At 65.2% G+C, this 24,289-nt stretch carries 25 protein-coding genes, 1 tRNA gene and 1 pseudogene; 20 read left to right on the top strand and 7 right to left on the bottom strand.

Annotation, left to right across the window (positions count from 1 at the left end):
• The first annotated feature begins 33 nt into the window (after positions 1-33).
• A tRNA-Gly gene (locus WKW80_RS07950) sits at positions 34-109 on the top strand.
• An 80-nt stretch (positions 110-189) separates the two neighbouring features.
• On the opposite strand, the gene WKW80_RS07945 is transcribed toward WKW80_RS07950, so the two are convergent.
• Positions 190-387 (bottom strand): hypothetical protein, encoded by a 198-nt coding sequence (locus WKW80_RS07945; RefSeq protein ID WP_340363014.1) that lies wholly within the window; start codon positions 385-387, stop codon positions 190-192.
• Between WKW80_RS07945 and WKW80_RS07940 the strand changes: the two genes are divergently transcribed.
• From WKW80_RS07940 to WKW80_RS07875, 14 genes are all read left to right on the top strand, one after another.
• Positions 380-1,639 (top strand): biosynthetic peptidoglycan transglycosylase, encoded by a 1,260-nt coding sequence (locus WKW80_RS07940; RefSeq protein WP_340363013.1) that lies wholly within the window; start codon positions 380-382, stop codon positions 1,637-1,639. The genes WKW80_RS07945 and WKW80_RS07940 overlap by 8 nt on opposite strands.
• A 152-nt stretch (positions 1,640-1,791) precedes the next feature.
• Positions 1,792-2,544: a GNAT family N-acetyltransferase gene (locus WKW80_RS07935; RefSeq protein ID WP_340363012.1), complete on the top strand. Its 753-nt coding sequence runs from the start codon at positions 1,792-1,794 to the stop codon at positions 2,542-2,544.
• A gap of 63 nt (positions 2,545-2,607) precedes the next feature.
• Positions 2,608-3,708: an ABC transporter ATP-binding protein gene (locus tag WKW80_RS07930; protein ID WP_340363011.1), complete on the top strand. Its 1,101-nt coding sequence runs from the start codon at positions 2,608-2,610 to the stop codon at positions 3,706-3,708.
• Positions 3,709-3,776: 68 nt separating this feature from the next.
• Positions 3,777-5,057: an ABC transporter substrate-binding protein gene (locus WKW80_RS07925; RefSeq protein WP_340363010.1), complete on the top strand. Its 1,281-nt coding sequence runs from the start codon at positions 3,777-3,779 to the stop codon at positions 5,055-5,057.
• A 75-nt stretch (positions 5,058-5,132) separates the two neighbouring features.
• Positions 5,133-6,050, top strand: a complete 918-nt coding sequence (locus WKW80_RS07920; RefSeq protein ID WP_340363009.1) for an ABC transporter permease — start codon at positions 5,133-5,135, stop codon at positions 6,048-6,050.
• A gap of 535 nt (positions 6,051-6,585) precedes the next feature.
• Positions 6,586-7,476 (top strand): ABC transporter permease, encoded by an 891-nt coding sequence (locus WKW80_RS07915; protein ID WP_340363008.1) that lies wholly within the window; start codon positions 6,586-6,588, stop codon positions 7,474-7,476.
• A 36-nt stretch (positions 7,477-7,512) separates the two neighbouring features.
• Complete coding sequence (locus tag WKW80_RS07910; RefSeq protein WP_340363007.1) at positions 7,513-8,244, top strand: aspartate/glutamate racemase family protein; 732 nt, start codon at positions 7,513-7,515, stop codon at positions 8,242-8,244.
• 72 nt (positions 8,245-8,316) lie between these two features.
• Entirely contained in the window at positions 8,317-9,225 is a 909-nt protein-coding gene (locus WKW80_RS07905) for a pirin family protein (RefSeq protein ID WP_340363006.1), read from the top strand.
• Between the two features lie 62 nt (positions 9,226-9,287).
• Positions 9,288-9,614: a thioredoxin family protein gene (locus tag WKW80_RS07900; RefSeq protein ID WP_340363005.1), complete on the top strand. Its 327-nt coding sequence runs from the start codon at positions 9,288-9,290 to the stop codon at positions 9,612-9,614.
• 151 nt (positions 9,615-9,765) lie between these two features.
• A complete protein-coding gene (locus tag WKW80_RS07895; protein WP_340363004.1) occupies positions 9,766-10,194 on the top strand; it encodes a YciI family protein in 429 nt (142 codons plus the stop codon).
• 17 nt (positions 10,195-10,211) lie between these two features.
• On the top strand, positions 10,212-10,652 hold the full coding sequence (locus tag WKW80_RS07890; RefSeq protein ID WP_340363003.1) for a YciI family protein: 441 nt from the start codon (positions 10,212-10,214) through the stop codon (positions 10,650-10,652).
• Between the two features lie 24 nt (positions 10,653-10,676).
• Positions 10,677-11,213 (top strand): SRPBCC family protein, encoded by a 537-nt coding sequence (locus WKW80_RS07885; RefSeq protein WP_340363002.1) that lies wholly within the window; start codon positions 10,677-10,679, stop codon positions 11,211-11,213.
• A gap of 6 nt (positions 11,214-11,219) precedes the next feature.
• Positions 11,220-12,485, top strand: coding sequence for an RNA polymerase sigma factor (locus WKW80_RS07880; RefSeq protein ID WP_340363001.1), 1,266 nt, complete (start codon positions 11,220-11,222; stop codon positions 12,483-12,485).
• A gap of 123 nt (positions 12,486-12,608) precedes the next feature.
• Positions 12,609-13,142 carry a Spy/CpxP family protein refolding chaperone gene (locus WKW80_RS07875; protein WP_340363000.1) on the top strand — a complete coding sequence of 178 codons (534 nt, stop codon included), beginning with the start codon at positions 12,609-12,611 and terminating at the stop codon, positions 13,140-13,142.
• Positions 13,143-13,295: 153 nt separating this feature from the next.
• Here the strand turns inward: WKW80_RS07875 and WKW80_RS07870 are convergent, their stop codons facing one another.
• Positions 13,296-13,673, bottom strand: coding sequence for a serine/threonine protein kinase (locus WKW80_RS07870; RefSeq protein ID WP_340362999.1), 378 nt, complete (start codon positions 13,671-13,673; stop codon positions 13,296-13,298).
• A gap of 201 nt (positions 13,674-13,874) precedes the next feature.
• On the opposite strand from WKW80_RS07870, the gene WKW80_RS07865 reads away from it, so the two are divergent.
• From WKW80_RS07865 to WKW80_RS07855, 3 genes are all read left to right on the top strand, one after another.
• Positions 13,875-14,675, top strand: coding sequence for an endonuclease/exonuclease/phosphatase family protein (locus WKW80_RS07865; RefSeq protein ID WP_422822867.1), 801 nt, complete (start codon positions 13,875-13,877; stop codon positions 14,673-14,675).
• A gap of 174 nt (positions 14,676-14,849) precedes the next feature.
• Positions 14,850-16,085, top strand: a complete 1,236-nt coding sequence (clsB, locus tag WKW80_RS07860) for a cardiolipin synthase ClsB (protein WP_340362998.1) — start codon at positions 14,850-14,852, stop codon at positions 16,083-16,085.
• Positions 16,082-17,083, top strand: a complete 1,002-nt coding sequence (locus WKW80_RS07855) for a lysylphosphatidylglycerol synthase transmembrane domain-containing protein (protein WP_340362997.1) — start codon at positions 16,082-16,084, stop codon at positions 17,081-17,083. The genes clsB and WKW80_RS07855 overlap by 4 nt, the downstream gene beginning before the upstream one ends.
• A 31-nt stretch (positions 17,084-17,114) precedes the next feature.
• Here the strand turns inward: WKW80_RS07855 and WKW80_RS07850 are convergent, their stop codons facing one another.
• Positions 17,115-17,699: an acyloxyacyl hydrolase gene (locus WKW80_RS07850; protein ID WP_340362996.1), complete on the bottom strand. Its 585-nt coding sequence runs from the start codon at positions 17,697-17,699 to the stop codon at positions 17,115-17,117.
• Between the two features lie 195 nt (positions 17,700-17,894).
• On the opposite strand from WKW80_RS07850, the gene WKW80_RS07845 reads away from it, so the two are divergent.
• A complete protein-coding gene (locus tag WKW80_RS07845) occupies positions 17,895-18,359 on the top strand; it encodes a polyhydroxyalkanoate granule-associated phasin (protein WP_340362995.1) in 465 nt (154 codons plus the stop codon).
• Between the two features lie 319 nt (positions 18,360-18,678).
• On the opposite strand, the gene WKW80_RS07840 is transcribed toward WKW80_RS07845, so the two are convergent.
• The 4 genes from WKW80_RS07840 to corA all read right to left on the bottom strand — a co-directional run bounded on the left by WKW80_RS07840 (position 18,679) and on the right by corA (position 22,147).
• Complete coding sequence (locus WKW80_RS07840) at positions 18,679-19,848, bottom strand: metallophosphoesterase (protein ID WP_340362994.1); 1,170 nt, start codon at positions 19,846-19,848, stop codon at positions 18,679-18,681.
• Between the two features lie 96 nt (positions 19,849-19,944).
• Entirely contained in the window at positions 19,945-20,385 is a 441-nt protein-coding gene (locus tag WKW80_RS07835; protein WP_340362993.1) for a carboxypeptidase-like regulatory domain-containing protein, read from the bottom strand.
• 117 nt (positions 20,386-20,502) lie between these two features.
• Entirely contained in the window at positions 20,503-21,015 is a 513-nt protein-coding gene (locus WKW80_RS07830; protein ID WP_340362992.1) for a hypothetical protein, read from the bottom strand.
• A gap of 154 nt (positions 21,016-21,169) precedes the next feature.
• Positions 21,170-22,147 (bottom strand): magnesium/cobalt transporter CorA, encoded by a 978-nt coding sequence (gene corA / locus WKW80_RS07825; RefSeq protein WP_340362991.1) that lies wholly within the window; start codon positions 22,145-22,147, stop codon positions 21,170-21,172.
• Positions 22,148-24,078: 1,931 nt separating this feature from the next.
• Here corA and WKW80_RS07820 point away from each other — a divergent pair.
• A pseudogene (locus WKW80_RS07820) lies at positions 24,079-24,168 on the top strand (transposase domain-containing protein); the annotation flags it as partial.
• Positions 24,169-24,289 lie beyond the last annotated feature (121 nt).

Genomic DNA, 24,289 nt, shown 5'->3' with positions numbered 1-24,289 from the left:
TTCAACTTGCCTATAATGCGACCCTCACAAATCGCGGGAATAGCTCAGTTGGTAGAGCGCAACCTTGCCAAGGTTGAGGTCGAGAGTTCGAGACTCTTTTCCCGCTCCAATTTCATCCCTTGCGGCCCTCGGCCGGCAAGCGGTTCTGCAGGAGTCCCGGCGGCATGCATGTCGCCCGGCACCCCATCCTCAGATCACACCGCCCGGCCAAATGGCATAGCGCCAAAAATCCGGGGAACGGTGCCTGTGCGCAACGCCGCGCGCATGGCGATGCTCGACATTTGAAATCAGGCTGCGGCCGTGGCCGCCCGCAGCATGGCAAGCTGGCACGATCGCCACGATGACAATAGCGACGACAACGACCTCAACGAGACGCGCCGTGAACAAGATCCTGCGTTACCTGCTGTACGTGGCCCTGGCGCTGGTGGTGACGGCCGCCGTAGCCGTCGTCCTCATCGTCAGGATCGCGCTGACGCCAGCCGCGGGCGAGTGGGCCACGCGCGTCCAGGCCGGGCCGATCGAATTCGATGTCGGCGTGCCGACCATGATCCGCGTCGTGACCGCACCCTGGTTCGGCCCGTGGCTCGACGGCCGGTCGCTCAACACGCGCTTCGGCCCGACGCGCTTCGGCTGGAACGAGCCGAAGCAGACCCTCGACCTGGTGTGCGCACCCTGCAGCGCGACGGTGCCCGAACTGGGCGAACAGCCCATCAAGGTCGATCGCCTGCACATCACCGTGCGCCGTGACGTCGTCGCGCTGACCGGCACGCTCGAAGCCATGCTGCCCGGGAGCGCCGTGTCGGTGCTGCAGGGCCATTGGGACGGCCGCCTGTCGCAGAAGACGCTGCAGCTCAACGTCGACATGGACGACGCGCCCATCGACAAGTGGTACGGCGTGTTCGTGCCGACTCTCCCCGAATTGAAGCGCGCGCGCATCGGCGGCACGATGTCGTTGCGCGCCCAGCTCGGGCTGCCGACCGAGAGCTTTCGCGTCCAGCCGAAGATCTCGCAGTTCACGGTCGAGGGGCTCGGCACCGAAGCGATGCTCAGCGCACGCACCAGTTGCGGCCCTTCCGCCCGGCTCGCGCCGGAAAGCTGGCTGGCGCGCGCCGTCGTCGCGGCGGAAGACCAGCGCTTCTTCGAGCATCCCGGCTATGACCTCACCGAATTGAGCGCCGCCGCTGCCGCCAACCAGAAGGCCGGCCAGATCGAACGCGGCGGCAGCACGATCACGCAGCAACTCGCGAAGATGGTGGCGACAGGCAGGGAACGCACGGGCGAGCGCAAACTGCGCGAGATGCTCTACGCAGTGGAAATGGAACAGACGCTCGGCAAGGCCCGCATCCTGCAGATCTACCTCGACAACGCACCCTGGGGCGGCGGCATCTGCGGCGCCGATGCCGCCGCGCGGCGCTACTTCAACAAGCGCGGCGCTTCGCGGCTGGAGCCCACGCAGGCCGCGTGGCTGGCCGCGATGCTGCACAAGCCCGACGCGGAGCTGGCGCAGTGGAAGCGCACCGGCAACATCAACACCGCCCGCACCAAGTGGGTGATCGAGGGAATGCACACCGTCAGCAAGGGCCAGCGCGATGCGATGGTGCGCAACCTCGCCAATGCGCGCTTCGCACCGCCGCAGTGAAATGAAACACCCCCGAAGCGCCTGCGGCGCCTCCCCCTCGAGGGGGCGCACCCAGCGGCCCGGCAAAGCCGGTTCCGCGGGTGCCCACGAACAGACTTCGCAATGCTCGTCCTGGCTCGATGCTTCGCGGGAGGCGCTCCGCGACCGCTGACATGAAGACAGATGACATCGAGGCGATCGAGCGCGCCACCGTCGCCGCCGTCGCACCCCGGGCCGTGGAAGAGACTGACGACCGCTGGCTGCTGCCCTTCGACAACGGCACGGTCGGACGCGCGAAGACTGCCGTGCCGTTGCGCCATGAAGCGCCGGCCGCACGGCTGGTCGAGCGCATCGAAGGACGCTATCTTGCGCAGGGCCTGCCTGCCGCCTTCCGCGTGGCCGACGCGCCATGCTTCGATGCGCTGCAGGAAGCCTTGATGCAGAGCGGCTACCAGCGGCGCAAGCCCACGTTCACGCAGGTCGGCACGCTGCGAGCGTTGCTCGCGCTGTCGTCCGATGCACCGGCCGAGGTCGACGGCGCACCCGACGCAGGCTGGGCATCGGTGTTTCTCGGAGAGGGCCTCGACCCGGTCGATGGCGCGAGCCGCGTGAAGGCATTGAGCCGGGCGACCGGTACGCTCTTTGGCAGCGTGCGCGAGGACGGTCGCACGGTGGCCGCCGGCGCCATGGCGCTCAGCCATGGCTGGGCCAGCGTGCACGGCATGCGCACCGAGCAATCGGCGCGCGGCCGCGGGCTCGCCGGAAGGGTCATGGCGGGGCTGGCGCAGGCAGCGTTGCAGCGCGGCTTCGAGCGGGTGTTCCTGCAGGTCGAGGCGGGCAATGCACCGGCGCTGGCCCTGTACCGGCGCGCAGGCTTCACGCCGGCCTGGGCCTACGCGTACTGGACGCCCGCATCCGCCCGATAGTGGTGCATCCGGCGCGCCGGTGGTAGCGCGCTCATTGGCACATGTCTTGCGATTGCCAGTGCAATGGAACCTGTCGCCAACCCCCCTCCTGCGGCTGTCGAGATCGTTGCGCTGACCAAGCGCTATGCGGCCGGCACGCCCGCGGCGGTCGACCACATCGACCTTCGCATCGAAAGCGGCAGCTACTGCTGCCTGCTCGGCCCCTCGGGTTGCGGCAAGAGCACCACGCTGCGCATGATTGCCGGGCACGAGTCCGCCTCCGCCGGCGACGTGCTGCTCGACAACCGCAACATCACCAACCTGCCCGCCGCGGCGCGCGGCACGGCCATGATGTTCCAGAGCTTCGCGCTGTTTCCGCACCTGTCGGCGCTCGACAACGTGGCCTTCAGCCTGAAGATGAAGGGCGTGGGCAAGGTCGAGCGCCGCAAGCGTGCGGGCAACTTGCTCGATCGCGTGGCGATGGCCCATCTGGCCGAACGCAAGCCGGCCGAGCTCTCGGGCGGCCAGCAACAGCGCGTGGCGCTGGCCCGCGCACTCATCACCGAGCCGCGCGTGCTGCTGCTCGACGAACCGCTGTCGGCACTCGATCCCTTCCTGCGCATCCAGATGCGCGCCGAACTGCGCCGCTGGCAGAAGGAGTTGGGGCTGACCTTCATCCACGTCACGCACTCGCAGGAGGAAGCGATGGCGCTGGCCGACACGATGGTCGTCATGAACCAGGGACTGATCGAACAGGTCGGCTCGCCGCACGCGGTCTACAACCATCCGTCGAGCGAATTCGTCGCACGCTTTATGGGCGGCCACAACGTGATCGATACCCCGGCAGGCCCCATTGCGGTGCGCAACGACCACATGCGCGTGGGTGGCGCGGACGAGGCCGGCGGCATCGGGGCCGTGGTCACCGACGTCGAATACCAGGGCACCTACGTATTGCTGGGCCTCGACGTGACCGAGGCCGCCGAGGGCCGCAAGGGCGTGTCGGTGCTCTTGAACGAGTCGACCTTCCTGGGCCACCCCTACAGCGCGGGCGACCGCGTCACGCTGGCGTGGGACCCGGCCGATGCGCGGGTTCTGGGCCCGGGCGTCTCGCGGCCGGCTTCGCGCGGCACGTCCACGCCTTTCGGCCGCGCGCATCGCGATGAGTTGGCCGCTGAAGCCGCCTGAGCCCGTTCATCCTGTCCGTGGTTCTCCCACGCCGCTCCCTTCCCACCACCAACTCTGGAGGCCTTCCCATGTCCGATCCGATCGACTCTTCCAACAACGGCATCAAGCGCCGCTCCCTCGTGCAGGGCGGCGCCGGCCTCGCGGGCATCATGGCCACGGGCATGGCACCCTTCGTCCACGCGCAGGAAAAGGTCGTGCTGCGCTACCTCGGCACGGCGGTGAACCAGGACAAGGCGATCGGCGAGAAGTTCAAGGCGGACACCGGCATCGAGATCCAGTACGTGGCCGTGACCACCGACGACGTGACCAAGCGCGCCGTCACCGCGCCCAACAGCTTCGACCTGATCGACACCGAGTTCTTCTCGCTCAAGAAGATCGTGCCGACCGGCAACCTCAAGGGCATCGACACGAAGAAGATCAAGAACGCCGACAAGATCACCTCGCTCTTCACCAAGGGCGAAGTGGCCGGCAAGAAGGTCGGCGACCAGGGCACGGCGCCCAAGAAGGTGATCTACCTCGAAGGGGAGAAGTCGAAGAAATTCTCGGCCACGCCGACTCAGTTCATGTCGCTGATCCCGACGGTCTACAACGCCGACACGCTCGGCATCCGCCCCGACCTGATCAAGCGCCCGATCGACTCGTGGGCCGAATTGCTGAACCCCGAATTCAAGGGCAAGGCCGCGATCCTCAACATCCCCTCGATCGGCATAATGGACGCCGCGATGGTGGTGGAGGCCAAGGGCATCCACAAGTACGCCGACAAGGGCAACATGACCAAGCAAGAGATCGACCTCACGATCAAGACCTTGATCGAGGCCAAGAAGGCCGGCCAGTTCCGTGCGCTGTGGAAGGACTTCAACGAATCGGTCAACCTCATGGCCTCCGGCGAAGTGGTGATCCAGTCGATGTGGTCGCCCGCCGTGACGGCCGTGCGCACCAAGGGCATTGCCTGCAACTTCCAGCCGCTGAAGGAGGGCTACCGCGCCTGGGCTGCCGGCTTCGGCCTGCCGGCCACGCTGAGCGGCAAGAAGCTCGACGGCGCGTATGAATTCATCAACTGGTTCCTCGACGGCTGGGCCGGCGCCTACCTGAATCGCCAGGGCTACTACAGCGCCGTGCTCGACACCGCCAAGGCCAAGATGGAAGCCTACGAATGGGCCTACTGGATGGAAGGCAAGCCCGCCGCGCAGGACATCAAGAGCCCCAACGGCGACGTGCTGGCGAAGGCCGGCGCGGTGCGCGACGGCGGCAGCTACGAGCAGCGCATGGGCGGCATCGCCTGCTGGAACGCGGTGATGGACGAGAACGAGTACATGGTCCGCAAGTGGAATGAGTTTGTGGCCGCCTGACTTTCTGCCCCACTTTCAATCGCCATGCTCTCTTCCTGCGCTCTCCCACAGGACGAGGGAAAAAGATCCAGCACCATGAGCGCACCAGCAACATCCGGCCACGCGGCCACCATGCCGACCCACACGGTCAAGGCCTGGTGGCAGGCGGCGCCGTTTGCGCTGGTGTTCCTGTTGTTCTTCCTGATCCCGCTGGCGCTGATCGCGATGGTCAGCCTCTGGAATTTCAACGAGTACGAGTTGATCCCGGCGGTCACGCTGCGCAACTACTTCAGCATCTTCGAAGGCTGCTCGCACCTCACCGACAACGGTGACTTCTGCGTCACGCTCAGCACCTACATCAGCACGCTCAAGTTCTGCGTGCTGGTCTGGGGCATCACGCTGCTGCTGGGCTTCTCGGTTGCCTACTTCCTCGCGTTCCACGTGCGAACGCCGGGCATGCAGACGATCCTGTTCGTGCTGTGCACGGTGCCCTTCTGGACATCGAACGTGATCCGCATGATCTCGTGGGTGCCGCTGCTGGGCCGCAACGGACTCGTCAACGATGTGTTGATGACCCTCGGCTTCGCTGACAAGCCGGTCGAGTGGCTGCTGTTCTCCGATTTCTCGGTGGTACTCGCCTTCGTGCACCTCTACACGATGTTCATGATCGTGCCCATCTTCAACAGCATGATGCGCATCGACCGTTCGCTGCTGGAGGCCGCCAGCGACTCGGGCGCCTCGGGTTGGCAGACGTTGTGGAACGTGATCGTGCCGCTGTCGCGCACCGGCATCCTGATCGGCTCGATCTTCGTCATCACCATCGTGATGGGCGACTTCGTAACGATCGGCGTCATGGGCGGCCAGCAGATCGCGTCGGTCGGCAAGATCATCCAGGTGCAGACCTCCTACCTGCAATTCCCGCTGGCTGCGGCCAACGCGGTGATCCTGCTGGCGGTGGTGCTGATGATCATCTGGGGGTTGACGCGGCTCGTTGACATTCGCAAGGAGCTGTGAATGGAACACCCCCGATGCGCCTGCGGCGCCTCCCCCTCGAGGGGGCGCACCCGGTGGCCCGGCAAAGCCGGTTCCACGGGGAGGTTTAAACACCCCCGATGCGCCTGCGGCGCCTCCCCCTCGAGGGGGCGCACCCGGTGGCCCGGCAAAGCCGGTTCCACGGGTGCCCACGAACAGACCCGGATGACTCCCCCCCGATCCGCGGGTGCCCACGAACAGACTTCGTCTTGCTCCACGGGGTTTCATCCGTCGCGGGTCACGCGATAGCGCGGTGGAAAACCAAGGTGAAGACGAGCTTGCTTCAAGACCGGGGGTGGGATCGCGATCCAGACGTGCAGTCGTCGATCGGCCGGCACCACGGACCGTTCCACGTGCCGGGGGCGCTGGGTGTCCCCCGCGGCGAAATAAAGGAGGAGCCGAAGGCGGGGGACATTCGCGGAGGGGGATGCCCAGTGGCCTCGGCACGCATCCACGGTTCTCCGAGCGCCCCAAACGCACTCATGAGACAGGCACAACACACAGTGGGACGACAACGATGAGCCAACGCATCGGTGAACAGCGCGCCGCCGGCTTCTGGCCGCTGGCCTTCGTGTTCGCAGCCTTCGTGCTGTTTCTCTACGGCCCGATGATCACGATCTTCGTGCTGAGCTTCCAGGGCCCCGAAGGCGGGCTGACCTTTCCGCTGCGCGGCGTCTCGCTGCACTGGTTCCACAAGCTGGCAGAAGGTCTGGGCACGGTCGACATCGGCGCCGCATTCCGCCGCTCGCTGATGCTGGGCACGGTGGTCATGGTGTTCACCGTGGTGCTGTCGGTGCTGGCCGGCCTCGCGTTCCGCAAGCGACTCAAGGGCGGCGACGCCGTGTTCTTCGTCACGGTGGCCAGCCTCATCATGCCGTCGATCATCGTTTCGCTCGGCATCGGGCTGCAGTTCCGGCTGCTCGACACCGGCATCAAGGATGCGCTCGCCGCCATGGACGCGACCGGCACGCTCGAAAACTACGGCACCGCGCTCGGCCTGCTCACCTCGGCGCTTGGCGCGCACCTTACCTGGACACTGCCGTTCGGGCTGCTCATCATGTTCGCCGTGTTCAACCGCTTCAACCCCGCGTACGAGGAAGCCGCGCGCGACCTGGGCGCAACGCCATGGCAAGCCTTCCGCCATGTCGTGCTGCCGCTGATCGGGCCGTCGGTCGTCGGCATCGGCATGTTCGGCTTCACGCTGAGCTGGGACGAGATCGCGCGCACTTCACAAGCCATCGGCGACGTCAACACGCTGCCGCTCGAACTGCAGGGCCTGACGTCGACCGTCACCACGCCGTCGATCTATGCGCTGGGCACCGTGACCACCGTCGTCTCTTTCGCTGTCATCGGCATCGCGCTCGGCGCCGCCGCGATGCTGCGCCGCCGCTCTGCCAAGCGGGCGTGACGGCCCGCTTCGCTGCCTGACCCCACCGACCGCGCCATGCCTTCATTGCTCGTCATCAATCCCAACACTTCCGAATCGATCAGCCTGCTGCTGCAGCAACACATTCGCCAGGAAACCCGCGACGCGCTGGACGTGCGCACCATCACCGCGCGATTCGGTGCGCCCTACATTTCTTCCGAAGCCAGCTATGCGGTTGCCAACCACACCGTGCTGGACGCCTGGGCGGTGGCGCTCACGCAGCGGCCGAAGCCCGATGCGGTACTCATCGGCTGCTTCGGCGACCCCGGCCTGTTCGCGCTACGCGAAGGCGCCGGCGTACCGGTGAGCGGGCTGGCCGAGGCAGCGTTCTCGGCGGCCGCGTGGCATGGCCGATTTGCCGTTGTCACCGGCGGCGCGCGCTGGCGACCGATGCTGTCGCGCCTGGCCAGCGCGCTGGGCCACACCGAGACACTCGCCGGCATCCATACCGTGAAGCAGACCGGCGCCGAACTCGCGGCCGATCCGGCGGCCGCACGCAGGGTGCTGGCGCAGGCCTGCCGCGACGCAGCCGAGCGCTTCGACGCGCAAGCCATCATCCTTGGCGGCGCGGGGCTGGCCGGCATGGCGAGCTGCATCTCGGACGACGTGCCGGTGCCCCTCATCGATAGCGTGCAGGCGGGCGCGCAATGGGCGCTCGGTGCCGTGCGCAACGCCGACAAGGCACCGGCGGAAAGCGGCTTCGGCGTGGCCTGGGAAAACGTCTCGTGGGAAATGGCCGCGCTGCCCTGAGCGGCGCGAACAACCACAGCTCGGACATCCGCGTTGCTGGCGCGGTTGACCGCTTGGTGCGACCATCTTCCGATGACCAGCGCACAGCCCTCCCCGCACGCCCTCCATCTCACCGAACTGCTGCCCGTGGCCACGCCGCGCGGCATCGACCGCATCGTGGCCGGCGTCTCGACAAGCGACGGTGACGGCGTCAAGCTCACGCGCGTGCTGCAACAGCCTTTGCAGCAGCGGCTCGATCCCTACCTGATGCTCGACGCCTTCGGCAGCGACAACCCCGGCGACTACATCGGTGGCTTCCCGAACCATCCGCACCGCGGCTTCGAGACCGTTACCTACATGATCTCCGGCCGCATGCGGCATCGCGACAGCGCGGGCCATGAAGGGCTGCTGTCCAACGGCGGCGTGCAATGGATGACAGCCGGCCGCGGCCTCATCCACAGCGAGTTGCCGGAGCAGGAAGACGGCATGATGGAGGGTTTCCAGCTCTGGCTCAACCTGCCCGCCAAGGACAAGCTGCGCGACCCCTGGTATCGCGACATCCAGAGCGCCGAGATTCCCGAATACCTCACCCCCGCCGGCGTGCACGTGCGCGTGATCGCCGGCCTGAGCCACGGCGTGAATGGCGCGATGCAGCGCGAACACACGGAGCCGCTTTACCTCGACATCACGCTGCCGCCCGGCACCGAGTTCTGGCAGCCCCTGCCGGATGACCGCAACGCGCTTGTCTACGCGTTTCGTGAGTCGGTGTGGATCGGCAGCAGCGAAGTGCCGACCCGGCGCATGGCGATCATGGCCAACGACCCGGGCAGCGATGGCGTCCGGCTGCGCGCCGCTGCCACCAACCACAGCCCGGCGCGGGCGTTGCTCATCGCCGGCAAGCCGTTGCACGAGCCGATTGCGCAATATGGGCCCTTCGTCATGAACACGCGCGAGCAGCTCATGGAGGCGGTGCAGGATTTCCAGAACGGCAAGCTCGGCTGAAGGGCGCCGTTGGCGCCGGCAGCAACACGAAGTGCCGGGCCTCGGGGCAGAATCCTCGCACCATGTCCGAACCCTATACCCCCGAGACCACCGACCGCGCCGCGATCGACCGCTTCGATGGCCCCACCGTCGTCGAATTCGGCACCAACTGGTGCGGCTTCTGCCTGCGCGCCGAACCGTTGATCGACGAAGCCTTCGAAGGCCATGCCGGCGTGCGCCGCATCCGCGTGGAAGACGGCAGCGGCCGGCCGCTCGGCCGAACCTTCCGGGTCAAGCTGTGGCCCACGCTGGTGTTCATGCGCGACGGCAAAGAAGTTGCGCGCGTGGTGCGCCCGACCGCCGCCGACGAAATCAGCCGCGCGCTCGGGCAGATCACCACGCCGGCCTGAACAGGCAAACCAATCTTTACAAATCAGCACCCGCGCCGATGTCGAATTCGCGAGACCTCGTTCGGCGTACAGACAGAGCCGCCCTGATTCCGGTCGATATCGATCGACCGGCGGCTCTTTCATCCTCACCGCAACCTTTCAGGAGTACCGAATGAAATTCATGGTCATCGTCAAGGCCGACGCCAACACCGAAGCAGGCGTCATGCCCAGCGAGCAACTGCTCACCGAGATGGGAAAGTTCAACGAGTCGCTGGTCAAGGCCGGCGCGCTGCTCGCGGGCGAGGGCCTGCACCCGAGTTCGAAGGGCGCGCGCATCCGCTACGACGGCACGCAGCGCACCGTCATCGACGGACCGTTCGCCGAGACCAAGGAACTGGTGGCCGGCTTCTGGCTGATCCAGGTCAAGTCGAAGGACGAAGCCATCGAGTGGCTCAAGCGCGCACCGTTCGGCGACGGCGCCGAAGTCGAGATCCGCCAGGTGTTCTCCCCCGAAGACTTCGGCCCGGCGCTCACGCCGGAACTGAAGGCCAATGAAGAACGGTTGCGCGCGCAAGCCGCGGCGCAGCAGCAACAGCAATAAGCGCAGAGGGAGCACGCATGCGATTCATGATCATCCGCAAGGCCGACGCCGAGACCGAATCCGAAACCAGCCCCGTCGGCAAGGAACACGAGCAATTGCTCAAGGACATGATGGCCTACAACCAGGCCATGCTCGACGCCGGCATCATGCGCGGCGGCCAGGGCCTGAAGCCCAGTTCCGCCGGCGCACGCATCCAGTTCAGGGACGGCAAGCCGACAGTCACGGACGGCCCCTTCACCGAAGCCAAGGAGTTGATCGCCGGCTTCACGCTGATCGAGGTGAAATCGAAGGAAGAAGCCATCGAATGGGTGCGCCGCTGGCCGTCGAGCGACGGTCACGGCAATGTGTCGCTCGAGTTGCGGCAACTCTACGAACTCGAGGATTTCGAAGGTGTGGCCGGCCCCGAGCTGAAAGAACTCGAGAAGCAGATGCACGCCTCGCCCGACGTCCCCCGCTGACGTCCGGGGATCAGGGAGAACACCATGCTCAAGAAGATCCTGCTGACCACCGCCCTGCTGCTTGCCGCCGGCATCGCGATCGTGCTTGGCCTGGCGACCGGCAAGCCCGACACGTTCAAGGTCGAGCGCAGCACGACCATTCAGGCACCGCCTGAAAAGATCGCGCCGCTGATCGCCGACTTCCATCGCTGGGGCGCCTGGTCGCCCTACGAAAAAATCGACCCGTCGATGAAGCGCGAGTTCAGTGGAGCACCCAGCGGCAAGGGCGCTGTCTACGCTTGGGAGGGCACCGGAAACGCCGGCGCGGGCCGCATGGAGATCGCCGAGTCGACACCGAAACGGGTTGCCATCCAGCTCGATTTCAGCAAGCCCTTCACGGCCCACAACATCGCTGCGTTCACGCTGCAGCCCCAAGGCAGCGGCACTCAGGTCACCTGGTCGATGGAAGGCCCGGCGCCGCTGGTGTCGAAGGTCATGCAGGTGTTCTTCAGCATGGACACGATGATCGGCAAGGACTTCGAAACCGGCCTGGCGAGCCTCAAGGCCGCGGCAGAAAAGTGAGCTGAGGTGAGCGGCACGGGCGCCACCCACAGCGCCATCGATGCGGTCTGGCGCATCGAGTCCGCGAAGATCATCGCGGGCCTGACGCGCATCGTGCGCGACGTCGGCCTGGCGGAAGAACTGGCGCAAGACGCGTTGGTCGCGGCGCTGGAGAAATGGCCGCAGCACGGCGTGCCCGACAACCCCGGCGCCTGGCTCATGGCCGCCGCCAAATACCGTGCCCTGGACGAACTGCGCCGCCGCAAGCTGGTCGAGCGCAAGCACGACGAATACGGCCATGAGCTCGAAGTGCACGAGGCCCACCTGCACGTCGACTCGCACGAGGCACCCGATGACGACGTGGGCGACGACCTGCTGCGCCTCATCTTCATCGCCTGCCACCCGGTTCTTTCGCCGGATGCGCGTGCCGCCCTGACCTTGCGCCTGCTCGGCGGCCTCACGACCGACGAAATCGCCCGTGCCTTCCTCGTGCCCGAAGCCACGATGGCGCAGCGCATCGTCCGTGCCAAGCGCACGCTGACCGAAGCCCGCGTCCCTTTCGAAGTGCCGCGCGCCGCCGAGTTGCAGCAGCGCCTGGCATCCGTCCTCGAAGTGATCTACCTCGTCTTCAACGAAGGCTATGCCGCCACCGCCGGCGACCACTGGATGCGCCCCGCGCTGTGCCAGGAAGCGCTGCGGCTGGGCCGCATCCTCGCAGAACTGGTGCCGGGCGAACCCGAGGTGCACGGCCTCGTCTCGCTGATGGAAATCCAGGCCTCGCGCACGGCCGCCCGCGTCGACGCGCAAGGCGTGCCCATCCTGCTGCTGGACCAGAACCGCGCGCGCTGGGACTGGCTGCTGATTCAGCGCGGCCTTGCCGCTCTTGCGCGGGCCGAAGCACTCGGCGGCGCCTTGGGCCCCTATGCGCTGCAGGCCGCCATCGCCGCCTGCCACGCTCGCGCGACCACACCCGACGCGACAGACTGGCCCCGAATTGCCGCCCTCTACGACGCGCTGGCGCAACTCATGCCCTCGCCGGTGGTGGAGCTCAACCGCGCCGTCGCACTGTCGATGGCCTTCGGCCCGGCGGAAGGGCTCGAAGTCGTCGATGCCCTCGTGGCGCAGGGCGCCCTTCGCGGCTACCACTTGCTGGCAAGCGTGCGCGGCGACCTGCTCGCCAGGCTGGGCCGAATGAGCGAGGCGCGCGCCGAGTTCGAAACCGCAGCCTCCCTCACACGCAACGCCCGGGAGCGCGCCCTGCTGCGCGACCGCGCAGCCGCCTGCGCTTCGTAGCCAGCTCGTTCACCCAACTTTACGCAAGCACACCGCCGCCTCACGGTTGCGAAACAGAGCGATCCGACACTCCTCTCACCTGCTGCCGAGTGGCATCAGTCTTCTTCGAAAGGAAGCTCTCTCATGATCTCGATCACACAACGTCTCGTTTCCGCCGGCTTGCTGGCCACTGCGGCCTTCGCCGCTTCGGCCCAGGCGCCCACCGCGCCCACGGCACCGGGCGCACCCGCCGCACCCGCCGCTGAACACCGCATGGACCGCGAGCAGCGCGACGGCAAGTTCTTCGAACGCATGCAGGCCCGGCACGCCGAGCACCTGGCCGCGCTGAAGGCCAAGCTCAAGCTCAGCGCTGCGCAGGAAAGCGCCTGGTCCACCTACACCGCTGCCACCGCGCCACCGGCACGCCCACCGCAACGCCGCGACCGGGCCGAGTTCGAAAAGCTCACGACGCCGGAGCGTATCGACCGCATGCAGGCCCGCCAAGCCGAACGCCAGGCCATGTTCGCCAAGCGCGCCGATGCGACCAAGACCTTCTATGCCGCGCTGAACCCCGAGCAGCAAAAGACCTTCGATGCCGAGACGGTGGCCATGATGCGCCACGGCGCGCGTGGCGGTCCGGACCACCAGGGACATCGCCCGCCGCCCACCAAGGGTTGAGGCAAGGGCCTTTCCAGGCGCCTCATCCCACATGAGAGAGCCCGCCGCGCTCATTAGGTCAGGTACCGCCGTGCTTCGCACCGCGGTGCCAGCGCTTTCGGGCGGCGAGGCGGCCCTCCCGGACCGCGGCCTTTCACGCCTGGCGACACACGTCTACTTCGGCGTCCCGGTTTCGTGCGCCGGATTGGTCGGCACGTCCGGGCGTTCGCCCTTCTCGCCACCCCGGAAATGCGGACGCTCCTTGTAAGTCTGCTGGCGCACCTCGGCCCGAGTGGTGTCGCTGATCGGCGTGGGCATCATGTTCGGCTGGCTATTGACCGTCGTGCTCGCCTCGCCGCCCGGTGACAGCGAATTTGCCGGGGTGCGATTGTGGATGCGCGCCTCGGCACGCACCGCTTCGCGCGATGCCGGTACTGTCTCGCTCACGTGGGCGCTCGGACTCACCGGGTCCGGCCGCTGGGCTAACGCGGTGCCCGTGACGGCCAGCAAGGCGGCCAGCACGGCCGACGAAATAACTTGTTGCTGCTTCATGGTGTCTTCCTTTGGTTGGGTTGGAACTTCCGGCCCTTTCTCAGAAACTCAGAAACCGTGAAACCACCGTAGGCCTGCAATGCGGCCGCGGCGTGTGGTCATCGGGCAGGCCCCCCTGTAGGAGCCGGCCGCCGTGCCACGAAGGCGCGGCCTGAACGTGGTGTGCTCCTACAGGCAAGGCCATCTCGCCGCCGTAAAACCATGAATGCCATGACGCACCAACCACCCGCCACGCCCGTCGCCCAAGACGCACCGACCTCTCTGAAGGTGATGACGGTCAATACGCACAAGGGTTTCACCGCGCTCAACCGCAAGTTCATCCTCCCCGAGTTGCGCGATGCGGTGCGCACGGTCGGTGCGGACGTGGTGTTCCTGCAGGAGGTGCAGGGCACGCACGAGCGCCATGCGCGCCAGCATGAGAACTGGCCCGACACGCCGCACTACGAATTTCTTGCCGAAACGATGTGGCCGCAGTTCGCCTACGGGCGCAATGCGGTGTATCCGAAGGGACATCACGGCAACGCGGTGCTGTCGAAATTCCCGATCGTGGATTTCCGCAACCACGACGTATCCATTGCTGGCCCAGAGAAGCGCGGACTGCTGCATTGCGTGCTGCGCCTGCCCGGCCGACCCGGCGACGTGCACGTGATCTGCGCACACCTCGGCCTGGCCGAAGGGCACCGGCAGCAGCAACTCGAATTGCTCTGTCACATCGTGCGCGACGAAGTGCCGGCTGATGCAGCGCTGATCGTGGCCGGCGACTTCAACGACTGGCGTGGCCGTGCGCACGACGTGCTTGCCGAAGGCGCCGCTTTGCGCGAGGTGTTCGTGCATGCCAACGGCAGCGCGGCGCGCACCTTTCCGTCGCGCTTTCCGCTGCTGCCGCTCGACCGCATCTACGTGCGCAACGCCGGCGTGCACGCGCCCGTCGTGCTGCCGCGCAAGCCCTGGTCGCACCTGTCGGACCACACGCCGCTCGTAGCCGACATCGAACTGGTATGAAACACCCCCGATGCGCCTGCGGCGCCTTCCCCTCGAGAGGGCGCACCCAACAGCCCGGCAAAGCCGGTTCCGCGGGTGCCCACGAACAGACTTCGCCCTGGTCGTCCTGGGTTCATGCGTCGCTGGAGACGCACCGGGATCAGTGGCGCACTGAATGAACCGGAGAACCGCACCATGAGCAGCCGCTGGACCACGGGCAACAAGGTCGAATTGCTTGAGAACGGCGAGGGTTTCTACCCGCGCGTGTTCGAGGCCATCGCCGATGCCGAGCGCGAAGTGATCATCGAGACCTTCATCCTGTCCGAGGACAAGGTCGGCCAGGCCCTGCGCGACGCCATGCTCGCGGCGGCACGGCGGGGCGCGAAAGTCGACTTGATGATCGATGGCTTCGGCTCGCCCGACCTGTCGCATGAATACATTGCAAGCCTGACATCGGCCGGTGTGAAGGTACGTGCCTTCGACCCGGGCAATCGTCGCTTCGGCCGCCGCATGAACATGTTGCGCCGCATGCACCGCAAGATCGTGGTGGTCGATGGCGTGAGGGCCTTCATCGGCGGCATCAACTTCTCGGCCGACCATCTCGCCGACTTCGGCCCCAAGGCGAAGCAGGACTACGCGGTGGAATTGCGCGGCCCGGTCGTCAACGAGATCCACCGCTTCGTGCTGCACGCCATCGCGGCCGGCGGCAAGGGCCACCACTGGTATCGGCGGCGCGTGGAGGCGGCCATCCCCGACACGCAGCAAGCACAGCCGGCGGGCGATTCCGACGTGCTATTCGTCACGCGCGACAACCGCCATCACACCAACGACATCGAGCGCCACTACCGCGCCGCCATCCGCTCGGCCCGCCATCGCATCACCATCGCCAATGCGTACTTCTTTCCCGGCTACACATTGATCCGCGAGATGCGGCGCGCGGCGCGCCGTGGCGTCGACGTGCGGCTGATCCTGCAGGGCGAACCCGACATGCCGATCGTCAAGACCGCCGCGCGCATGCTGTATCACCACCTGCTGCATGCCGGCGTGCGCATCTTCGAATACTGCGACCGCCCGCTGCATGGCAAGGTCGCCCTGGTCGACGACATCTGGAGCACCGTCGGCTCGAGCAACCTCGACCCGCTCTCGCTGTCGCTCAACCTCGAGGCCAACGTGGTCGTACGCGACAAGGCATTCAACGCCGCGCTCGCGGAACGGCTCGAGCACCTGATGCGCCACAGTTGCACGCAGATCGAAAGCCAGCATCTCGACGACTGGAGCGGCTGGCGGCTGGTACGCAGCTTTTTCATCTTCCACCTGATGCGCTGGTATCCCGCGTGGGCCGGCTGGCTTCCGCGGCATGCGCCGCGACTGGAACGCATCCAGCCCGGACAATCCGGCGCGAACGGACCCACGCAAACGGACGTGGCATGACCATCCATTCGCTCACCACCCACCCCTGGTGGCCCTGGACCCGACGCATCGCAGTCGCGGGCTTCCTGTCTTTCGTACTATTCATGCTCGTGCACGTAGCCCGTGCCATCGACTGGCGCGAAGTTTTCGAAACGATGCTCGCCTACCCGCTGTGGGTCGTGGCGCTGGCGGCCGTGCTGGGCGCGACCAGCCACCTGATCTACAGCACCTTCGACCTGGTCGGCCGACACTACACGACGCATCCGCTGCGCGCGACGTCGGTCATGGCCATCACCTTCGTGAGCTATGCGTTCAACCTCAACCTCGGCACGGTCGTCGGCGCGTTGGCAATGCGCGTGAGGCTCTACGCGCGGCTGGGGCTGGACGCGCCCGTCATCGCCCGCATCGTCGGCATGAGCATGCTGACCAACTGGCTGGGCTACTGCCTGCTGGCCGGGCTGGCCTTCGTCTTCTGGCCGGTCTCGCTCCCATCGGACTGGCACATGGGCGCGGTGGCGCTGCGCGTGCTCGGCGGCGTGCTGGTGCTGGCATCGCTGGGCTACCTGGTGCTCTGCGCAGTGTCGAAGCGCCGCGAATTCAGCGTGCGTGGCCATGACATCGCATTGCCGCATCTGCGCATGGCGTGCGTGCAACTTGCGATTTCGTGTGCCAACTGGTCAGTGATGGGTGCCACGATGTACGTGCTTCTGCAAGGCAAGGTCGCCTATCCCGTGGCGCTGGGCGTACTGCTCATCGGCGCGGTCTCCGGGCTGATGTCTCGCGTTCCGGCCGGCCTGGGCGTGCTCGAGGCGGTGTTCGTCGCGTTGCTCTCGCCGCCGCTGTCGACCACCACGCTGATCGCCGCGGTGCTGACCTACCGCGCCGTCTACTACTGGGCGCCTTTGGTCGTCGCCACCGTGGTGTACCTGACCATGGAGGTGCACGCCAGAAAGCTCGCCGCGGCCGCCGCGGGCAATTCTGGCACGCGGTCACATCGACGGCGGCTTCAACCTTCCTGAGGACGCAGCCCACCTTCAAGTGGGCCAGCCCTCAAAAATGGTACTGGTAGCGCAACTTGAAGAAGGTCTCCCCGGGATTCGGCTCCTTGATGCCCGCATTCGACACATGCTGCACCCGCAACTGGAGTTCGTGCGCGCCGGTGTCGCCGAAACTGCGTCCGATGCCCAACACCTCGGTGAACTGGAAGCGCGTGCTGAAGCTGCGGTCCGGTGTTTCGTAGAGCTTGTCCAGCAGCGTCAAGCCGATGCCCAGGTCGGCGAACCAGGGTGAAGTGCCTTGCGCGAAGCGATAGCGCGCGTTCGCGATGATGCCGACCTGCGTGTAGTTCTGCTTGCGGTCGTTTGATCGTCTCTGCGCCCGCCATTCGCTCACGAACAAGTCGCCAAAGGTGGTGACGACGCCGCCCCACAACTCGCGACGCGGCCCGAACCCGAACGTGAAGCCCGCAGACGCCACGCCAGCCTTGGAATTGCCCTCCAGCGTGTTCCCGCCTTCCACATAGATGCCCCAAGGTGACTGCAACTCGGGGCTTTGTTGCTGGGCCACCACAGGGGCCGCCAGCGCCATCGCGCAACTTCCCGCACACACCGCCAACATCCGTCGCACGTTCATCATTTTTTTTCTCCTGTCGCACGGTGCGCGCACCGCCAAAAAAGGTTGTCTTGGAGACATTGTGGAAAAAAATCGCAAATCTCGCATCACCAAGTAGGACAGTGCGGTTTATGTTGCAGTGCAGCATAAAAATGCTGGCGGCCCTATAGTGGAGGCATGCGCACTTCCAAACCCTCCTCCCGGTTCTTCAATCCGCTCATGATCTGGACCGATGTGGCCCTGAAGACCAGCGAAATGCTGGTGTCCTCAGGCTCGGTAATTCAAATGCGCACCAGCCGCATGGCGGAGCACGGCATGGAACCCTCACCAGCCGACATGCGCGAGATTCACCTGATGAGCGCCGAAAAGCTTGCCGCGGCCACCGAATCTGGCGCAGCCATCGCCAACCAGTTGCACACGACCCACTACGCGCTCGTCAATCGCGCGGTACAGCAGTGGTTTCAAAGCCACACTGCACTGTGGTCGCTGGCCACCAGCTTCACGCCGGCGCAGGTGCTGGCGCGCAGCCAGGCTTTTCTCGAGGCAAGCACCCGCGTGGCGCACACCTGGAGTCAACTTTCGAGCGCTGGCGCGCGCATTGCTCAACGTGCGCTCAAGCCCATTCACGCCAAGGCCACCTCCAACGAGCGCCGTTTGTCGCAGGCTGTCCCGGCAGCCGCCTGAGCTGTCTCAGATCAGTCTTCCATTACGCTGTCGCGTGACCCGCGACGCATCAAACCAGGACGAGTGCTGCGAGCTCTGTTCCTGGGCACCGAACCGGCATTGCCGCGCCGCCGGGTGCTCCCCCTCGACGGGTCTTGACGGGGAAGCGCCATAGCCGCTTCGGAAGTGTTTCGTTCCAGTTTTGCACCACGCCATGCGTGACCCGCGACACACGAAACCGGCGCAGCCAAATGCCAGGGATACCGCGGAACCGGCTTCGCCGGGCCGCTGGTATCGCCCCCTCGGGGAGGCGCCGCAGGCGCTTCGGGGGTGTTTCATCTCACCGGGCGCGCACCAGGCGCAGCAGCGTGATTTCCGAAGGCGCGCCAAAGCGCTTCGGCGGCCCCCAATAACCGGTGCCCCGGCTCACATAGACCCACATGCCCTGCAGCCGGTGCAGCCCGGCCGTGAATGGCTGTTGCAGCGGTACGAACAAATTCCACGGAAAAAACTGGCCGCCGTGCGTGTGGCCGGAAAGCTGTAGTTGATAGCCCGCCGCCTCCGCAGCCACGGCGCTTCGCGGCTGATGCGCCAGCAGCACGCGAGTGGTCGTGGCCAACGGCGCACCGGCCAATGCACCTTCGGGATCGCTGGCCTGTGACGCGTCGAAGTGGCCGGCAGTGAAGTCGGTCACTCCCGCCAGCACCAGCGCCTCGTTGTCGCCTGTAGAACGCCCTGGCGAATCCTGCCGCAGCACAACATGTTCGTTCAGCAACACCTGCAGCCCGATGCGGCGTAGCTCCGCAATCCAGGCGGGGGCGCCAGCGTAGTACTCGTGGTTGCCAGTCACCACGTAGGTGCCGTGCCGCGCGCGCAATTCACCCAGGGGCGCAATGTGCTCGCGCAATTCGGGCACGCTGCCATCGACCAGGTCCCCGGTGATTGCCACCACGTCGGCGCCGAGCTTGTTCACGGCCTCCACGATGCGGTGGATATATCCGCGCTTGATGGTCGGCCCGACGTGAATGTCGCTCAACTGGGCAATCGTGAACCCTTCCAGTGCGGCCGGCAGCCCGGCAATGGGCACGTCAACCCGTCTCACGCCCGCTGTACGCCTCGCATTCACGAATCCAAGGAGGGAGGTCGCAGTGGCCATCAATGGCACCGCAGCGGCACTCCAGGCGCTTGCACGCGGCCAGTCGGCGGTCCAGAGTCCGGCCCAGCCACCCAACCAGGCGCCGCACAAGCCGACATCACGCACCAGAGTGAGCACGAGCATCGACGAAAACCACCCCATGCTGAGCAGCCCGACCCACTTCCAGGTGTCCGACACCGGCCTGGCCGACGAGCGCCTCCCGACGAACGGCAACGGCATCGTCACGGCCGAAATAGCCAGCAACAGCAGCACCACCGGCCAGATCGGCGTGAGGGCGGCCAGCGAAGGAAGAAGCCGCAACCCGATGAAGAGGTGCAGCAGGGACGTCAACAAGGTCAGGGGGCGAAGCGGCATCGAGGCCTTGGTCGTCGGGTAGTCCCGGGACCATCGAGATGCAAGGCGCGTGCCCCGCATTCAAGAGCACCGCTTCAGGAGAAATGCAGCGTCGGATCAGGAACGCAGCGCGCTGGTAGGCCAAACGAAGGTGGCTTTGCTGGCTTCGCCGGCACGCACGGTCAATTCCTGTTTCAGGGTCTGGCCGTTGAGCGTTGCTTCGACCGCGTAGTGCCCGGGCTCCAGCCGAGCCAGCAGGAACGGGCCGTCCGCTGTCGCTGTCAGAAGGGAATTGCCGTTGTTCGCATCACGTACCTGCACCTGGACATTGGCCGCGAAATCCGCGCCTTGCTTGTTCGACGCGTCCTTGACCGCGAATTCGAACGTCGCCGCCCACCGCGGCGACACCGTTTCCATGAACTGGGCCTCATCGCTGCCGATGCCGCCACTCATGTATTCGATCCCGTTGACGATGTGGATCGGCGGATTGGCCGCCTGCGCCGACAGCACGCCAAACAGGCTCGCGCCACAGAGAACGGCAACCGCTGCGGGCCGCATCGTCCCTTGCAAGAATTTCCAACCGGTCATGTTCGAACTCCTTTGAAGCGGGTGTGAAAAACGACGCCCTCACTCTGCAGCGTCCACCTTAGAGGAACCTGAGTAACCGGGCGATGGCTATTCCCCCAGGGCCGCCATCGTGCGCGCCGTCTGGCTCAATGCCGCGAAGTCGACATTCGACGGAAACACGAACAGCGCGGTAGCGGCAGCACCCCGAACCACCGTGAGGCGCTGCGTCACCGAAATGCCGCCCGCCATGGCCTCGACGTCATAAGTGCCCGGCTCCAGCCGCGTCAGCGTCAGCGGGCCGGTCGCCCGGATCTCCATCGCCAGGTAGCCGTTGTAGCTGTCGCGTACCGTCACCTGCACCGGTACCGGGAAGGCACCGCGAGGCCCCCGGCTCACTGCGAACTCAAAGGTGGCAGCCCAACGTGGCGACACCATGCGCAGGAATTGCGACTCTTCGCGGTCGGCGCCGCCGCACATGTACTCGACCCCCTGCGGCGCCACGCGAATCGGCGGATGGCTCCAGGCCTGAGCGCCGGCGATCCATGGCCCCGGAAAAACAGCACAGGCACACAGCGCCACGGCGCGGATTCGGGAGCGGGCGGACGCAAGGCGGGTATTCATCGCGGGCCAAATCGAGGAGGTTTTGCGGGGATCTGCAGCCCTAGCAAGACTCGGGCACAGCGAACGATTTGGCCGCATTCCGACCGACGCGCCAACCCGGTACGACCCGCACCTTCCCGCTCCCGGGCAACGCAACTCAACGAATCGCGCCGTCCTACAACCAGCCCGCCTTGCGAAACCGGTAGTACAGATAGCCGCAGGTGCCGCCCATGAGCGACAACGCAATCGCATATCCATAGCGCCACTTCAACTCCGGCATCGCTTCGAAGTTCATGCCCCAAATGCCGGCGAATGCGGTGCACACCGCAAAGATCGCGGCCCAGGCCGCCAGCCGCTTGGTGACTTCGCCGTCCTCGATCGTCACCATCGACAGGTTGACCTGGATCGCCGTACTGATCGTGTCGCGCATCGACTCGATCGACCCGTTGATGCGGCCCAGATGGTCCACCACGTCGCGGAAGTACTCCTGGGAGCTCACGCAGATCTGCGGCACCCGCCCGCCGTGCAGCTTGCCTGATGCCTCCAGCAATGGCGCCACCGCGTGTTTGAGCACCATCACGCGCTGCTTGAGCGCATACAGGTTCTGGATGCTGGTGCGCGCGTTGCTTTCGATGAAGATCTGTCGCTCGACCTGTTCCAGTTCCACTTCGAGCGCATCGATCACCGGAAAGTAGCGATCGACCACCGCGTCCATCAGTGCATACAGCACAAAGCCAGACCCGTTGCGCAGCAGCTCGGGCTCTCGTTCACACCGCGCCCGTACACCCAGGAATCCGGCCTTGCTCCGGCTGCGCACCGAGACCACGTAGTTGCTGCCCACAAACACATCGACTTCGCCAACGTTGAGTCCGTGTTCCTCGCCGCCGGCAACCGATTCCACGAGGTGCATCACGACGAACAACGAGTCGCCGTACTCCTCGATCTTCGGCCGCTGATGCCCATGGTGCGCGTCTTCCACAGCAAGCTCGTGCAGGCCGAACTCTTCCTTGAGCTCATCCAGTTCCTCGGGCGAAGGGTCGCTCAGCGCCACCCACACGAAACACGCGGGCTGCAACATGTAGTCGCTGATCTTTTCCACAGGAATATCGGCCAGCTTGGCCCCGTCCTGGTACGCAACGCAGTTGATCAGCATCGTGATGGACCCCGCAGGAGGTGTTGTTGATTTCCGAGATTCTCCGACCGGCCCGAGGGGCGCGGTTGTTCCTGCTATCTCTTCTTATTCTTCCTATTCAAATTAGTAGTAGTAGTAAGGGCGGCACCCATTTGTGGACAAGGCCGTTTTCCCGTTTGGCTACAACGAGTTGCGCCCGCTCAACCACTGTGCGCAGCTGCGCTATCCAGGTGTCGTGTCAAACGGAACAACATCGCACCGAACACGCGCACTGTGGACAACCGTCTGCTTGTGCCGGAAATGTCCCCAGAGTTGTGCTTTGACAGTGCGCAAAACACCCGCTAAAGGGAGCATTCACACGCTGATCTCCGCTGCTCAAAGTTTGAGCAATCTGTTGTTTATCCTTTGAAATCAACAACTTGCAACAGCCCTACACAGTAGTCAGACAGTTGTTCACAAAGTTAGTCCATGAATGTGGGGAGAAGGGAGCGAAGGGGTTCGTCACGGCGTGATGACGGGTTTGCGTTGCCGTCCAACGCGCGTTGCAGGCGACCCCTGTGCGCTCGATCGCGCTTTTCACCATGCTGGGGCGTCGAGTCTCGTGGCAAGGCCTCCAAAGGCCCGGAGATCACCGTGGGATGGCGGCGGTTGGCTGACGTGCGACGGAGGCAAGGAGGCAAGGACGGGAAACCAGCGCAACGGTGTTGGCGGCGGGGTGACCCAAGGACTGCGTCTTGGCGCCTCGTCAATCCCCGGCGTGTTGCAGCGACGACGAAAGGAGATCTGCGCGCCGCAGCAGCGGCTGTTCTTGCTATCTCTTCTTATTCTTCTTATTCAAATTAGTAGTAGTAGATAAGAGTCGCGCCCCTCTGTGGACAGTCACCCTTTCCTCTTTGGCCACAACGACTTGGCGCAGCTCAATCATTGTGCGCACCCGTGCTTCCGAACTGTCGCGTCGAAGCGAACAACATCGTCCGGCCCACCCACGCTGTGGACAACCCCTCGCTTGTGCCAAAACGCTCCCCAGGGTTGTGCTTTGACACGGCGCCAAAGGGTTGTTAAAGAAGCGAAATTCGCGCAAGCGATAGGTGCCTACGGATTAAGCAGACTGTTGATTTCCATTACAAATCAACAAGTTGCGACGGCCCTACACAGTAGTCCGACAGTTGTCCACAGCGTTGCTCAAGGTTTGTGGGGAGAAAGGTTGTGACGGAGTGATGACGAGCAGGCTGAGTCCGAAATTTGACGTCTGCATTCCCGCGTAGATCGAAAGTTCCCGCCACGATAGAACCATGTCGTGTTTGATACGTTCGCTCGCTTCGCTGCCTTCCCAATGAGCCTTCAAGATCGCGATTACAGAGACCAACGCCGCCTGGCGATGACCGCTTGGGAATGCAGTCTTCGGAACGGTTTGGCGTGCTCTGGCTGGTGCTCTTCCAGCTTTTTTTGGCGGGGCTGTATCGCGGAGGCGAATGGTTGCTGGGGCAACTCACTGAGCGACAAAGGTGCCGCCGACAATCGTTCAGGCCCCCAGCGCCAAGGGTCCATCAGTTGCCCTCGTCGATGGCTCGAACCGCGTTCAGTCGACGGCCTCAGTGGCGAGCACCACCGAGATCACCAAGTGCGTTGTCAAGCACCGGCAAGGGCGGATATTCCCGTAAGCGCGCAATAAACCACGCCCCTTCCTTCGCGAGCGACGAAGTGTGAGGCTACGTACCCCTGTACGTCTTCAGGAATCGACGACGTGATCGCGTAAAAATTTCGGGTTGGCAGAGAAATAGAGAAATGGCTTTTGGATGTTGATGAAACGTCTCGAGGAAGACAGGTTCATCTGGCCGGATGCTGGGCCAGCGCCAATTCACCTGGCTGGCGATGACGCCGCACAACGGCGGCCGCGCTCGGTGCCACGCTCTTGGCCAGCTGTCGCTCATACAGGCGCACCCAGCTGTTAGCTCTACTCGCTCATCGAGACTGCAAAGGCCAACAACGTCGAGCCGAATCGATACTTGGTCGCCCTGTTCAAGAAGCTGCCGCTGGCGTAGACGGCCGACGATTACGAAGCCCTGCTGCCGTGGCGACTCATGCAGTGACCGAGCGGGCTAGAAGTGACGCATGACCAATCCCAAAATGTGATTCACCTGCTCGATTGACTCCATCGGCGGC

This window comes from Variovorax humicola, from assembly GCF_037889915.1.
GTDB lineage: Bacteria > Pseudomonadota > Gammaproteobacteria > Burkholderiales > Burkholderiaceae_C > Variovorax > Variovorax humicola.
Note: the sequence above shows the minus strand (reverse complement) of the source record. Positions and strands in the feature narration are given on the sequence as shown.